This is a genomic window from Escherichia sp. WS1118 (genome assembly GCF_046487695.1).
In the GTDB taxonomy this organism is placed as follows: domain Bacteria; phylum Pseudomonadota; class Gammaproteobacteria; order Enterobacterales; family Enterobacteriaceae; genus Escherichia; species Escherichia coli.
This window is the reverse complement of the sequence record NZ_JBJQIZ010000014.1, coordinates 76,576-90,119: the sequence shown is the minus strand read 5'-3', so window position 1 is coordinate 90,119 and position 13,544 is coordinate 76,576. Positions and strand designations below refer to the sequence as shown.

Genomic DNA, 13,544 nt, shown 5'->3' with positions numbered 1-13,544 from the left:
GGCACTTACTCATTAATGCACTTCCAGCGGCCAGTGGACATAGCTCTGCCACTGGCTTTCCTGATCAATAATCTCTTTACCCAGCGGATGTTGGGTTAGCCAACCTTGCGGAAGCGTCAAGGTCAACAGTTCATGGTTAGCCTGTAATGTCATCTCTGGCACGAGATCGTCACGGCGACGGCTGGCAAAAATGATAGCCAGGCGGAGTAAACGGCAGAGTTGTTCTGCGACGCGCGGTGGTACGGCATTTTGCTGATGCAGCGATGAGAGATCGACCGGATTAGTCTGGTTGAGCAGTAGCGTCGCCAGCAGTTTTTTCTGTGCGGGGGTAAAACCGGGAAGATCCAGATTACGTACCAGATAAGCAGCGTGTTGCGGCGCTTGTTTGAAGTCAACGCTCAGGCCGATTTCATGAAGCTGACAGGCGCTGATGAGCAAATCGCGGCTTATTGCTTCAAGATGCCATTCATTTTCCACCTGATCGTAGAAGTTAGCCGCAACTTTGGCTACGCGCTGTGCCTGATCAATATCGATCATAAAGCGGCGCTGAATATTACGCAGCGTACGGCTGCGAATATCCTGCTCGACGGTAAGATGCAACATACCGTAGACCAGGCCTTCACGCAGCGCACCGCCCGCCAGGGTCATACACTGAATATTCAGTTCGGTAAAAATGGCTATCAGGATCGCCAGACCACTCGGGAACACTAACGCACGTTCCAGCGTCAGCCCGTCAATCTCTAGCTCTTCCAGCCGACCGCAATGAATGGCGCGTTGTTTCAGTTGCTGCAACTTTTCCAGGGTAATGCGTTCATCCATCCCCTGTGCCATCATGATTTCCTGTAACGCCTGCACGGTGCCGGAAGCGCCAACGCACACTTTCCAGCCGTGATACCGTAATTCATCGGCAACCGGACGTAACACTTCGCGTGCCGCTTTTTCTGCAGCATCAAAATTTTCCTGCCCCAGATTACGATCGGCAAAATAGCGTTCCAGCCAGGTAACGCAGCCCATCGACAGGCTGAACAAAGAGGTGGTTTGTGCACCCGTGCCGGTTACCAGTTCAGTACTGGCTCCGCCGATATCCACCACCAGGCGCTGATCGGCACCGCCAGTGGTGTGAGCAACGCCCTGATAAATCAGACGCGCTTCCTCTTCACCGCTGATCACCTGTACCGGACAACCGAGGATTTCCTGCGCTTTGGCAATAAAATCACCCGCATTGACGGCAAGTCGTAATGTCGCCGTAGCGACAACGCGAATTTGCGAGGGAGGGATATCTTGCAGACGTTCAGCAAACAGGCGCAGACATTGCCAACCGCGCTCCATTGCTTCATTAGACAGGGCATTTTCGCTATTCAGGCCGGCAGCCAGACGCACTTTGCGTTTTATTCGCGTCAGCGTCTGGATGCTTCCAGCCACCTCGCGCACAACCAGCATATGAAAACTATTCGAACCGAGATCAATGGCTGCATACAGCGACGAGGTGGAACCCATACTCTTCATCCTTCAATCTGTCTCTGCGTTGGCTGCATTCCTTCACCTGAATCACTTACGACAGTAAGCGCATCGGGATTCATTCTCTTGCCATCTTGATACAGCTTGAATGATTTGGAGTATGACATTTTTTCTTTAACCTGAACGACGACGATTACGCGGAGCGCCAGTACGACGCGGACCATTGCCTGTGCGCGGGCGCGTGAGGCGCAGCGGTTTTGGCAGATCGGTCATCAATGCGTCCGGATTGTATTTACTTACCGGAATTGAGTGACCAATATAGGTCTCAATAGCAGGCAAATTCAATGCATACTCTTCACACGCCAGGCTAATAGAGTGACCGCTTGCGCCTGCGCGACCTGTACGACCAATACGGTGAACGTAATCTTCACAGTCATCGGGTAAATCGTAGTTAAAGACGTGTGTCACAGCAGGAATATGCAAACCACGCGCGGCAACGTCGGTGGCAACCAGAATATCCAGATCGCCACGGGTAAATTCATCAAGAATACGCAGACGTTTTTTCTGCGCGACATCGCCTGTCAATAAACCGACACGATGACCATCTGCCGCCAGGTGGCCCCAGATCTCTTCACAACGGTGTTTGGTGTTGGCGAAAATAATCGCTCTGTCTGGCCACTCTTCTTCGATCAGCGTTTGCAGCAAACGCATTTTTTCTTCGTTAGAAGGGTAGAAAAGCTCTTCTTTAATACGGTGGCCCGTTTTCTGTTCCGGTTCCACTTCAATATATTCGGCATTGTTCATCTGCTCGAACGCCAGTTCACGTACCCGGTACGAAAGCGTGGCGGAGAACAGCATGTTGAGGCGCTGGTTTGCAGGCGGCATACGGCGGAACAGCCAGCGGATATCTTTAATAAAGCCCAGATCGTACATGCGATCGGCTTCGTCCAGTACCACCACCTGAATGGCACCGAGGTTAATGTGGTTCTGCTTGGCGTAGTCAATTAAACGACCCGTGGTGCCAATCAGAATGTCAACGCCGCTTTCCAGCACTTTCAGCTGTTTGTCGTAGCCATCACCACCGTAAGCCAGACCCAGCTTCAGGCCGGTAGCTTCCGCCAGCGGTTCCGCGTCGGCGTGGATCTGCACGGCAAGTTCACGCGTCGGTGCCATAATTAAGGCACGCGGCTGATTCACCTTGCGATCGGCAATCGCGGGATGAGAGAGAAGATAATGAAACGTTGACGTAAGAAACGCCATCGTTTTCCCGGTACCGGTTTGCGCCTGCCCGGCTACGTCACGACCCGCCAGCGTCAGCGGAAGGGCCAGTGCCTGAATGGGCGTACAGTTATGAAACCCTTTTTTTTCAAGGGCTTCTACAACCTTCGGATGCAGGGCGAAGTCGGAAAACTTCTGTTCTGTTAAATGTGTTTTGCTCATAGTGTGGTAGAATATCAGCTTACTATTGCTTTACGAAAGCGTATCCGGTGAAATAAAGTCAACCTTTAGTTGGTTAATGTTACACCAACAACGAAACCAACACGCCAGGCTTATTCCTGTGGAGTTATATATGAGCGATAAAATTATTCACCTGACTGACGACAGTTTTGACACGGATGTACTCAAAGCGGACGGGGCGATCCTCGTCGATTTCTGGGCAGAGTGGTGCGGTCCGTGCAAAATGATCGCCCCGATTCTGGATGAAATCGCTGACGAATATCAGGGCAAACTGACCGTTGCAAAACTGAACATCGATCAAAACCCTGGCACTGCGCCGAAATATGGCATCCGTGGTATCCCGACTCTGCTGCTGTTCAAAAACGGTGAAGTGGCGGCAACCAAAGTGGGCGCACTGTCTAAAGGTCAGTTGAAAGAGTTCCTCGACGCTAACCTGGCGTAAGGGAATTTCATGTTCGGGTGCCCCGTCGCTAAAAACTGGACGCCCGGCGTGAGTCATGCTAACTTAGTGTTGACTTCGTATTAAACATACCTTATTAAGTTTGAATCTTGTAATTTCCAACGCTTCCCGTTTTATCTTAAATGCGAAGTGAACAGATTTCTGGCTCGTCACTCAATCCGTCTTGTCGTTTCAGTTCTGCGTACTCTCCTGTGACCAGGCAGCGAAAAGACATGAGTCGATGACCGTAAACAGGCATGGATGATCCTGCCATACCATTCACAACATTAAGTTCGAGATTTACCCCAAGTTTAAGAACTCACACCACTATGAATCTTACCGAATTAAAGAATACGCCGGTTTCTGAGCTGATCACTCTCGGCGAAAATATGGGGCTGGAAAACCTGGCTCGTATGCGTAAGCAGGACATTATTTTTGCCATCCTGAAGCAGCACGCAAAGAGTGGCGAAGATATCTTTGGTGATGGCGTACTGGAGATATTGCAGGATGGATTTGGTTTCCTCCGTTCCGCAGACAGCTCCTACCTCGCCGGTCCTGATGACATCTACGTTTCCCCTAGCCAAATCCGCCGTTTCAACCTCCGCACTGGTGATACCATCTCTGGTAAGATTCGCCCGCCGAAAGAAGGTGAACGCTATTTTGCGCTGCTGAAAGTTAACGAAGTTAACTTCGACAAACCTGAAAACGCCCGCAACAAAATCCTCTTTGAGAACTTAACCCCGCTGCACGCAAACTCTCGTCTGCGTATGGAACGTGGTAACGGTTCTACGGAAGATTTAACCGCTCGCGTACTGGATCTGGCATCACCTATCGGTCGTGGTCAGCGTGGTCTGATTGTGGCACCGCCGAAAGCCGGTAAAACCATGCTGCTGCAGAACATTGCTCAGAGCATTGCTTACAACCACCCGGATTGTGTGCTGATGGTTCTGCTGATCGACGAACGTCCGGAAGAAGTAACCGAGATGCAGCGTCTGGTAAAAGGTGAAGTTGTTGCTTCTACCTTTGACGAACCCGCATCTCGCCACGTTCAGGTTGCGGAAATGGTGATCGAGAAGGCGAAACGCCTGGTTGAGCACAAGAAAGACGTTATCATTCTGCTCGACTCCATCACTCGTCTGGCGCGCGCTTACAACACCGTTGTTCCGGCGTCAGGTAAAGTGTTGACCGGTGGTGTGGACGCCAACGCCCTGCATCGTCCGAAACGCTTCTTCGGTGCGGCGCGTAACGTGGAAGAGGGCGGCAGCCTGACTATTATCGCGACGGCGCTTATCGATACCGGTTCTAAAATGGACGAAGTTATCTACGAAGAGTTTAAAGGTACAGGCAACATGGAACTGCACCTCTCTCGTAAGATCGCTGAAAAACGCGTCTTCCCGGCTATCGACTACAACCGTTCCGGTACCCGTAAAGAAGAGCTGCTCACGACTCAGGAAGAACTGCAGAAAATGTGGATCCTGCGCAAAATCATTCACCCGATGGGCGAAATCGATGCAATGGAATTCCTCATTAATAAACTGGCAATGACCAAGACCAATGACGATTTCTTCGAAATGATGAAACGCTCATAAATTTGTCTTATGCCAAAAACGCCACGTGTTTACGTGGCGTTTTGCTTTTATATCTGTAATCTTAATGCCGCGCTGGCGATGTTAGGAAAATTCCTGGATTTTGCTGGTGTGTTATGCAATTTGCATATCAAGTAGTTAATTTTCGCATAGTGCTGGTAGGTTCGGAACGGACTTTCCTTTCTGAATAAAGGTCTTCGTGGTTATACTTCTGCTAATAATTTTCTCTGAGAGCATGCATTGTGAATTTACTGACAGTGAGTACTGATCTCATCAGTATTTTTTTATTCACGACACTGTTTCTGTTTTTTGCCCGTAAGGTGGCAAAAAAAGTCGGTTTAGTGGATAAACCAAACTTCCGCAAACGTCACCAGGGATTGATACCTCTCGTTGGGGGGATTTCGGTTTACGCAGGGATTTGCTTCACGTTCGGAATTGTCGATTACTATATTCCGCATGCATCTCTCTATCTCGCTTGTGCTGGTGTGCTTGTTTTCATTGGCGCGCTGGATGACCGTTTTGATATCAGCGTAAAAATCCGTGCCACCATACAGGCCGCTGTTGGCATTGTTATGATGGTGTTCGGCAAACTTTATCTCAGTAGCCTGGGTTATATCTTTGGCTCCTGGGAGATGGTGCTCGGACCGTTTGGTTACTTCCTGACGCTATTTGCCGTCTGGGCGGCCATTAATGCGTTCAACATGGTTGATGGCATTGATGGCTTGCTGGGCGGGTTGTCCTGCGTCTCGTTTGCAGCAATCGGTATGATTTTGTGGTTCGACGGGCAAACCAGTCTCGCAATCTGGTGCTTTGCGATGATCGCCGCCATCCTGCCATACATCATGCTTAACCTTGGTATCCTGGGTCGCCGCTACAAAGTCTTTATGGGGGATGCGGGCAGTACGCTGATTGGTTTTACCGTTATCTGGATCCTGCTCGAAACGACCCAGGGCAAAACTCATCCCATCAGCCCGGTTACCGCTTTGTGGATAATCGCCATTCCGCTAATGGATATGGTGGCGATTATGTACCGTCGCCTGCGTAAAGGCATGAGCCCATTCTCTCCAGACCGTCAGCATATTCACCATTTGATCATGCGTGCCGGGTTTACTTCCCGCCAGGCGTTTGTGCTGATTACCCTTGCCGCAGCACTGCTCGCTTCCATTGGCGTGCTGGCAGAATATTCTCATTTTGTCCCGGAGTGGGTCATGCTGGTGCTCTTTTTGCTAGCATTCTTCCTCTATGGATATTGCATTAAGCGTGCCTGGAAAGTTGCTCGCTTTATTAAGCGCGTAAAACGCAGACTGCGTAGAAATCGTGGTGGCAGCCCCAATTTAACCAAATAAATGAGGATGTGATGACACAACCAATGCCTGGGAAACCGGCCGAAGACGCTGAAAATGAACTGGATATTCGTGGGTTGTTTCGTACCTTGTGGGCTGGGAAGCTGTGGATTATTGGCATGGGGCTGGCGTTTGCGTTAATCGCGCTGGCGTATACTTTTTTTGCTCGCCAGGAGTGGAGCTCGACAGCGATTACCGATCGTCCAACGGTGAATATGCTGGGGGGATATTACTCACAGCAGCAATTTTTGCGTAACCTGGATGTCCGTTCAAACATGGCTTCTGCCGACCAACCATCGGTCATGGACGAAGCCTATAAAGAGTTTGTTATGCAACTGGCCTCGTGGGATACCCGCAGAGAGTTCTGGCTGCAAACCGACTATTACAAACAGCGGATGGTGGGCAATAGCAAAGCCGATGCGGCGTTGCTGGATGAAATGATTAACAACATCGTGTTTATTCCCGGTGACTTTACCCGCGCGGTCAATGACAGCGTGAAGCTTATTGCCGAAACCGCGCCTGACGCTAATAACCTGTTACGTCAGTATGTTGCTTTTGCCAGCCAGCGTGCAGCCAGCCATCTGAATGATGAGCTGAAAGGCGCATGGGCGGCACGCACCATCCAGATGAAAGCTCAGGTGAAGCGTCAGGAAGAGGTGGCGAAAGCCATCTACGATCGCCGGATGAACAGTATTGAACAGGCGCTGAAAATTGCTGAGCAGCATAATATTTCGCGCAGTGCGACAGATGTGCCTGCCGAGGAATTACCTGATTCAGAAATGTTCCTGCTTGGGCGTCCAATGCTCCAGGCTCGACTGGAAAATTTACAGGCCGTCGGTCCGGCCTTTGATCTCGACTATGATCAAAATCGGGCCATGTTAAACACCCTGAATGTTGGTCCAACCCTGGATCCGCGTTTTCAGACCTATCGCTATTTGCGTACGCCGGAAGAACCGGTAAAACGCGATAGCCCACGTCGTGCCTTCCTGATGATTATGTGGGGCATTGTCGGGGGGCTGATCGGGGCTGGTGTCGCATTAACCCGCCGTTGCTCGAAATAGCAACACTGCTGCGGTGAGCGCAAAGGCGCTCGCCGCTTATTCGAAGAGAATCGATGTGAAAGTACTGACTGTATTTGGTACGCGCCCGGAAGCCATCAAGATGGCACCGTTGGTGCATGCGTTGGCAAAAGATCCTTTTTTTGAGGCTAAAGTTTGCGTCACTGCGCAGCATCGGGAGATGCTCGATCAGGTGCTGAAACTCTTTTCCATTGTACCTGACTACGATCTCAACATAATGCAGCCAGGACAGGGCCTTACAGAGATAACCTGTCGGATTCTGGAAGGGCTAAAACCTATTCTTGCCGAGTTCAAACCAGACGTCGTGCTGGTTCACGGCGATACTACTACAACGCTGGCAACCAGCCTGGCGGCGTTTTATCAGCGTATTCCAGTTGGTCACGTTGAGGCAGGTCTGCGCACGGGCGATCTCTATTCGCCGTGGCCGGAAGAGGCTAACCGTACATTGACCGGGCATCTGGCGATGTATCACTTCTCTCCAACCGAAACTTCCCGGCAAAACTTGCTGCGTGAAAACGTTGCTGACAGCCGAATCTTCATTACCGGTAATACTGTCATCGATGCACTGTTATGGGTGCGTGACCAGGTGATGAGCAGCGATACGCTGCGTTCAGAACTGGCGGCAAATTACCCGTTTATCGACCCCGATAAAAAGATGATTCTGGTGACCGGTCACAGGCGTGAGAGCTTCGGTCGTGGCTTTGAAGAAATCTGCCAGGCGCTGGCAGACATCGCCACCACGCACCAGGACATCCAGATTGTCTATCCGGTGCATCTCAACCCGAACGTCAGAGAGCCGGTTAATCGCATTCTGGGGCATGTGAAAAATGTCATTCTGATCGATCCCCAGGAGTATTTACCGTTTGTCTGGCTGATGAACCACGCCTGGCTGATTTTGACCGACTCAGGCGGCATTCAGGAAGAAGCGCCTTCGCTGGGGAAACCGGTGCTGGTGATGCGCGATACCACTGAGCGTCCGGAAGCGGTGACAGCGGGGACGGTGCGTCTGGTCGGCACGGATAAGCAGCGAATTGTCGAGGAAGTGACGCGTCTTTTAAAAGACGAAAACGAATATCAAGCTATGAGCCGCGCCCATAACCCGTATGGTGATGGTCAGGCATGCTCTCGCATTCTGGAAGCGTTAAAAAATAATCGGATATCACTATGAGTTTTGCGACCATTTCTGTTATCGGACTGGGTTACATCGGGCTGCCTACAGCAGCTGCGTTTGCCTCAAGGCAAAAACAGGTGATTGGTGTCGATATCAACCAACACGCGGTTGATACCATCAATCGTGGCGAAATCCATATCGTCGAGCCTGATTTGGCGAGCGTAGTAAAAACTGCCGTAGAAGGCGGTTTTTTACGAGCGAGCACGACGCCAGTTGAAGCGGATGCCTGGTTGATTGCTGTACCCACGCCGTTTAAAGGCGATCATGAGCCAGATATGACCTACGTTGAATCGGCTGCTCGCTCCATCGCGCCAGTGCTGAAAAAAGGCGCGTTGGTGATCCTTGAATCCACCTCGCCGGTGGGGTCAACCGAGAAGATGGCAGAATGGTTAGCAGAGATGCGTCCAGATCTCACTTTCCCACAGCAGGTGGGCGAGTTGGCGGACGTCAACATTGCTTACTGCCCGGAACGCGTATTACCGGGCCAGGTTATGGTCGAGCTGATTAAAAACGATCGCGTGATTGGTGGTATGACGCCGGTTTGTTCGGCCCGCGCCAGCGAACTGTACAAAATTTTCCTCGAAGGTGAGTGTGTCGTCACTAACTCGCGGACGGCAGAAATGTGTAAGCTCACCGAAAACAGCTTCCGCGATGTGAATATCGCTTTTGCTAATGAATTGTCGCTGATTTGTGCCGATCAGGGGATTAACGTCTGGGAACTGATTCGCCTGGCGAATCGTCACCCTCGCGTCAATATTCTTCAGCCAGGCCCTGGCGTGGGCGGTCACTGCATCGCTGTTGATCCGTGGTTTATCGTGGCACAGAACCCCCAGCAGGCGCGGCTTATCCGTACCGCGCGCGAAGTGAACGATCACAAACCGTTCTGGGTTATCGATCAGGTGAAAGCGGCGGTGGCTGATTGTCTGGCTGCTACCGATAAACGCGTCAGTGAACTGAAAATCGCCTGCTTTGGTCTGGCGTTTAAACCGAATATTGATGACCTGCGCGAAAGTCCGGCAATGGAAATCGCTGAACTGATCGCCCAGTGGCACAGCGGCGAAACGCTGGTTGTTGAGCCTAACATCCACGAGTTGCCGAAGAAACTGACCGGGCTTTGTACTCTGGCGCAGCTTGACGAGGCGCTGGCAACGGCAGATGTGCTGGTGATGCTGGTCGATCATAGTCAGTTCAAAGTTATCAATGGCGACAACGTCCATCAGCAGTATGTCGTCGATGCCAAAGGAGTCTGGCGCTGATGAGAAAGATTCTGATAACAGGTGGTGCCGGGTTTATTGGCTCGGCGCTGGTGCGTTATATCATCAACGAAACGAGCGACGCGGTGGTGGTGGTCGATAAGCTGACCTACGCCGGAAACCTGATGTCGCTGGCACCGGTCGCGCAAAGCGAGCGCTTTGCCTTTGAGAAAGTTGATATCTGCGATCGGGCAGAACTGGCGCGCGTATTCACTGAGTATCAGCCAGACTGTGTCATGCATCTGGCAGCCGAAAGCCATGTTGACCGTTCTATTGACGGCCCGGCAGCGTTTATTGAAACCAACATTGTCGGGACTTATACACTGCTTGAAGCGGCGCGGGCTTACTGGACTGCGCTGACGGAAGATAAAAAATCAGCGTTCCGTTTTCATCATATCTCCACCGACGAAGTATATGGTGACCTGCACTCGACGGATGATTTCTTCACCGAAACCACGCCGTATGCGCCGAGTAGCCCTTATTCCGCGTCAAAAGCCAGCAGCGACCATCTGGTGCGCGCCTGGCTGCGGACCTATGGTCTGCCGACGCTTATCACCAACTGCTCGAATAACTACGGTCCTTACCACTTTCCGGAAAAACTGATCCCGCTGATGATCCTCAACGCGCTGGCGGGTAAACCGCTGCCGGTATATGGCAACGGGCAGCAAATCCGTGACTGGCTGTATGTTGAAGATCACGCCCGCGCGCTGTATTGCGTGGCGACCACCGGGAAAGTCGGTGAAACCTATAATATTGGTGGTCACAACGAGCGTAAGAATCTCGATGTTGTGGAAACCATTTGCGAGCTGCTGGAAGAACTGGCTCCGAATAAGCCGCACGGCGTGGCGCACTATCGTGACCTGATCACCTTTGTCGCTGACCGTCCGGGGCATGATCTGCGTTATGCCATTGATGCTTCGAAAATTGCCCGTGAACTTGGCTGGCTGCCGCAGGAAACCTTTGAAAGTGGAATGCGTAAAACGGTGCAGTGGTATCTGGCTAATGAAAGCTGGTGGAAGCAGGTGCAGGACGGCAGCTATCAGGGCGAGCGTTTAGGTCTGAAAGGCTAATTTTCAGCGGAGGCAAACATGAAAGGTATTATCCTGGCGGGCGGTTCCGGCACCCGATTGCATCCGATTACGCGCGGCGTATCGAAGCAACTGTTGCCGATTTACGATAAGCCAATGATTTACTATCCGCTGTCGGTGCTGATGCTAGCCGGTATCCGCGAAATTCTCATCATTACTACGCCGGAAGATAAAGGTTATTTCCAGCGCCTGCTGGGTGACGGCAGTGAGTTCGGTATCCAGCTGGAATACGCCGAACAGCCCAGTCCGGACGGTCTGGCGCAGGCCTTTATCATCGGTGAAACCTTCCTCAACGGTGAACCTTCTTGTCTGGTGCTGGGCGATAACATCTTCTTCGGACAGGGCTTCAGTCCGAAGCTGCGTCATGTTGCGGCGCGCACGGAAGGGGCGACGGTATTTGGCTATCAGGTGATGGACCCGGAACGCTTTGGCGTGGTGGAGTTTGACGACAATTTCCGCGCTATCTCGCTGGAAGAAAAACCAAAACAGCCGAAATCAAACTGGGCGGTGACCGGGCTTTATTTCTACGACAGTAAAGTCGTGGAGTACGCAAAGCAGGTGAAGCCGTCGGAGCGTGGTGAACTGGAGATTACCTCCATCAACCAGATGTACCTCGAGGCGGGCAACCTGACCGTTGAACTGCTCGGGCGCGGATTTGCCTGGCTGGATACCGGCACTCACGACAGCCTGATTGAGGCCAGCACTTTTGTGCAGACAGTAGAAAAACGCCAGGGCTTTAAGATTGCCTGCCTGGAAGAGATTGCCTGGCGTAACGGCTGGCTCGATGACGAGGGTGTGAAGCGTGCTGCCAGTTCATTAGCGAAAACTGGCTACGGCCAATATCTGCTGGAGTTACTTCGTGCCCGTCCGCGCCAGTATTGAGCCACTAACCTGGGAAAACGCCTTCTTTGGTGTTAACAGCGCCATCGTGCGCATTACGTCTGAAGCACCGCTCCTGACGCCAGACGCGTTAGCGCCGTGGTCACGGGTGCAGGCCAAAATTGCGGCATCAAATACGGGTGAACTGGATGCTCTGCAACAGCTGGGATTCTCCCTGGTAGAAGGTGAAGTTGATTTGGCACTACCCGTGAACAATGTCAGTGATAGCGGTGCAGTAGTGGCACAAGAGACCGATATTCCCGCATTACGTCAGTTAGCCAGCGCCGCATTTGCGCAAAGCCGTTTTCGTGCGCCGTGGTATGCGCCTGACGCCAGCGGTCGCTTTTATGCACAGTGGATTGAAAATGCCGTGCGCGGCACCTTTGATCATCAATGTCTGATTTTACGTGCGGCGTCCGGCGATATTCGCGGTTATGTCTCTTTACGGGAACTCAATGCGACAGATGCGCGAATTGGCCTGCTGGCTGGACGCGGTGCAGGTGCTGAGCTAATGCAAACGGCGCTAAACTGGGCGTATGCTCGCGGTAAAACAACTTTGCGGGTGGCGACCCAGATGGGCAACACCGCCGCGCTTAAACGATACATACAAAGTGGTGCGAATGTAGAAAGCACCGCGTACTGGTTATACAGGTGATCACATGATTCCATTTAACGCACCGCCGGTGGTGGGAACCGAACTCGACTATATGCAGTCGGCAATGGGTAGCGGCAAACTGTGCGGCGATGGTGGTTTTACCCGTCGCTGCCAGCAGTGGCTGGAGCAACGTTTTGGCAGCGCCAAAGTGTTACTGACGCCATCCTGTACCGCTTCGCTGGAGATGGCGGCGCTGCTGCTCGATATCCAGCCTGGCGATGAAGTGATCATGCCGAGCTATACCTTTGTCTCCACCGCCAATGCCTTTGTGCTGCGTGGCGCGAAAATCGTCTTTGTGGATGTTCGCCCGGACACCATGAACATCGACGAAACGCTGATTGAAGCGGCGATCACCGACAAAACGCGCGTTATCGTGCCGGTCCATTACGCGGGTGTGGCCTGCGAAATGGACACCATTATGGCGTTGGCGAAGAAGCATAATCTGTTTGTGGTGGAAGATGCCGCTCAGGGCGTGATGTCCACTTACAAAGGGCGTGCGCTGGGAACCATTGGTCATATTGGCTGCTTTAGCTTCCATGAAACCAAAAACTACACGGCGGGTGGTGAAGGCGGCGCGACGCTGATTAACGATAAAGCGTTGATCGAACGAGCCGAGATCATCCGTGAAAAAGGCACAAACCGCAGCCAGTTCTTCCGTGGTCAGGTCGATAAATATACCTGGCGCGATATTGGCTCCAGCTATTTGATGTCCGATCTGCAAGCTGCGTACCTGTGGGCGCAACTGGAAGCTGCGGATCGTATCAACCAGCAACGTCTGGCGCTGTGGCAAAACTACTACGATGCGCTGGCGCCTCTGGCAAAAAATGGGCGTATCGAGCTGCCGTCGATTCCCGATGGCTGCGTGCAGAACGCGCATATGTTCTACATTAAACTGCGGGATATTGATGACCGGAGCGCATTGATTAACTTTCTGAAAGAAGCGGAAATCATGGCGGTGTTCCATTACATTCCGCTGCACGGTTGCCCTGCGGGGGAACGCTTTGGTGAGTTCCACGGTGAAGATCGCTACACCACCAAAGAGAGCGAGCGCCTGCTGCGCCTGCCGTTGTTCTACAACCTGTCGCCCGTCAATCAGCGTACGGTAATTGCGACCTTGTTGAACTACTTCTCCTGA

At 52.1% G+C, this 13,544-nt stretch carries 13 protein-coding genes; 11 read left to right on the top strand and 2 right to left on the bottom strand.

All coding sequences use genetic code 11. From position 1 onward, the window contains the following. Positions 1–12: 12 nt before the first annotated feature. Complete coding sequence (gene gppA, locus ACJHYO_RS20365; RefSeq protein WP_000535977.1) at positions 13–1,497, bottom strand: guanosine-5'-triphosphate,3'-diphosphate diphosphatase; 1,485 nt, start codon at positions 1,495–1,497, stop codon at positions 13–15. Positions 1,498–1,632: 135 nt separating this feature from the next. Beyond that, complete coding sequence (gene rhlB, locus ACJHYO_RS20360; RefSeq protein WP_000047499.1) at positions 1,633–2,898, bottom strand: ATP-dependent RNA helicase RhlB; 1,266 nt, start codon at positions 2,896–2,898, stop codon at positions 1,633–1,635. 130 nt (positions 2,899–3,028) lie between these two features. Here rhlB and trxA point away from each other — a divergent pair, with 130 nt between their 5' ends. The 11 genes from trxA (at position 3,029) to rffA (ending at position 13,544) form a co-directional block, all read left to right on the top strand. Further along, positions 3,029–3,358, top strand: a complete 330-nt coding sequence (gene trxA / locus ACJHYO_RS20355) for a thioredoxin TrxA (RefSeq protein ID WP_001280776.1) — start codon at positions 3,029–3,031, stop codon at positions 3,356–3,358. A gap of 140 nt (positions 3,359–3,498) precedes the next feature. Next, the gene (rhoL, locus tag ACJHYO_RS20350) at positions 3,499–3,600 is read left to right on the top strand and encodes a rho operon leader peptide RhoL (RefSeq protein ID WP_001295255.1); all 102 of its coding nucleotides are present in this window, start codon (positions 3,499–3,501) and stop codon (positions 3,598–3,600) included. Positions 3,601–3,684: 84 nt separating this feature from the next. Next, positions 3,685–4,944: a transcription termination factor Rho gene (rho, locus tag ACJHYO_RS20345; RefSeq protein WP_001054527.1), complete on the top strand. Its 1,260-nt coding sequence runs from the start codon at positions 3,685–3,687 to the stop codon at positions 4,942–4,944. 239 nt (positions 4,945–5,183) lie between these two features. Beyond that, positions 5,184–6,287, top strand: coding sequence for a UDP-N-acetylglucosamine--undecaprenyl-phosphate N-acetylglucosaminephosphotransferase (gene wecA, locus ACJHYO_RS20340; protein WP_001050960.1), 1,104 nt, complete (start codon positions 5,184–5,186; stop codon positions 6,285–6,287). Between the two features lie 11 nt (positions 6,288–6,298). Beyond that, positions 6,299–7,345 carry an ECA polysaccharide chain length modulation protein gene (gene wzzE / locus ACJHYO_RS20335; RefSeq protein WP_001314258.1) on the top strand — a complete coding sequence of 349 codons (1,047 nt, stop codon included), beginning with the start codon at positions 6,299–6,301 and terminating at the stop codon, positions 7,343–7,345. A 55-nt stretch (positions 7,346–7,400) separates the two neighbouring features. After that, complete coding sequence (wecB, locus tag ACJHYO_RS20330; protein WP_000866674.1) at positions 7,401–8,531, top strand: non-hydrolyzing UDP-N-acetylglucosamine 2-epimerase; 1,131 nt, start codon at positions 7,401–7,403, stop codon at positions 8,529–8,531. Further along, complete coding sequence (gene wecC, locus ACJHYO_RS20325; RefSeq protein WP_000006614.1) at positions 8,528–9,790, top strand: UDP-N-acetyl-D-mannosamine dehydrogenase; 1,263 nt, start codon at positions 8,528–8,530, stop codon at positions 9,788–9,790. The genes wecB and wecC overlap by 4 nt, the downstream gene beginning before the upstream one ends. Then, a complete protein-coding gene (gene rffG / locus ACJHYO_RS20320) occupies positions 9,790–10,857 on the top strand; it encodes a dTDP-glucose 4,6-dehydratase (RefSeq protein WP_001226623.1) in 1,068 nt (355 codons plus the stop codon). Before wecC ends, rffG begins: the two co-directional genes overlap by 1 nt. Before the next feature lie 18 nt (positions 10,858–10,875). Beyond that, the gene (rfbA, locus tag ACJHYO_RS20315) at positions 10,876–11,757 is read left to right on the top strand and encodes a glucose-1-phosphate thymidylyltransferase RfbA (protein ID WP_000676056.1); all 882 of its coding nucleotides are present in this window, start codon (positions 10,876–10,878) and stop codon (positions 11,755–11,757) included. Next, complete coding sequence (rffC, locus tag ACJHYO_RS20310) at positions 11,735–12,409, top strand: dTDP-4-amino-4,6-dideoxy-D-galactose acyltransferase (RefSeq protein ID WP_001145189.1); 675 nt, start codon at positions 11,735–11,737, stop codon at positions 12,407–12,409. The genes rfbA and rffC overlap by 23 nt, the downstream gene beginning before the upstream one ends. Before the next feature lie 4 nt (positions 12,410–12,413). Then, positions 12,414–13,544: a dTDP-4-amino-4,6-dideoxygalactose transaminase gene (gene rffA / locus ACJHYO_RS20305; protein WP_000612051.1), complete on the top strand. Its 1,131-nt coding sequence runs from the start codon at positions 12,414–12,416 to the stop codon at positions 13,542–13,544.

Bases quoted from the DNA above. Each gene is read 5' to 3' on its own strand.
- wecC (WP_000006614.1), top strand. From the start codon at position 8,528: ATGAGTTTTGCGACCATTTCTGTTATCGGACTGGGTTACATCGGGCTG.
- rffA (WP_000612051.1), top strand. From the start codon at position 12,414: ATGATTCCATTTAACGCACCGCCGGTGGTGGGAACCGAACTCGACTAT.
- wzzE (WP_001314258.1), top strand. From the start codon at position 6,299: ATGACACAACCAATGCCTGGGAAACCGGCCGAAGACGCTGAAAATGAA.
- rho (WP_001054527.1), top strand. From the start codon at position 3,685: ATGAATCTTACCGAATTAAAGAATACGCCGGTTTCTGAGCTGATCACT.
- trxA (WP_001280776.1), top strand. From the start codon at position 3,029: ATGAGCGATAAAATTATTCACCTGACTGACGACAGTTTTGACACGGAT.
- rffG (WP_001226623.1), top strand. From the start codon at position 9,790: ATGAGAAAGATTCTGATAACAGGTGGTGCCGGGTTTATTGGCTCGGCG.
- gppA (WP_000535977.1), bottom strand. From the start codon at position 1,497: ATGGGTTCCACCTCGTCGCTGTATGCAGCCATTGATCTCGGTTCGAAT.
- rhoL (WP_001295255.1), top strand. From the start codon at position 3,499: ATGCGAAGTGAACAGATTTCTGGCTCGTCACTCAATCCGTCTTGTCGT.
- rhlB (WP_000047499.1), bottom strand. From the start codon at position 2,898: ATGAGCAAAACACATTTAACAGAACAGAAGTTTTCCGACTTCGCCCTG.
- rfbA (WP_000676056.1), top strand. From the start codon at position 10,876: ATGAAAGGTATTATCCTGGCGGGCGGTTCCGGCACCCGATTGCATCCG.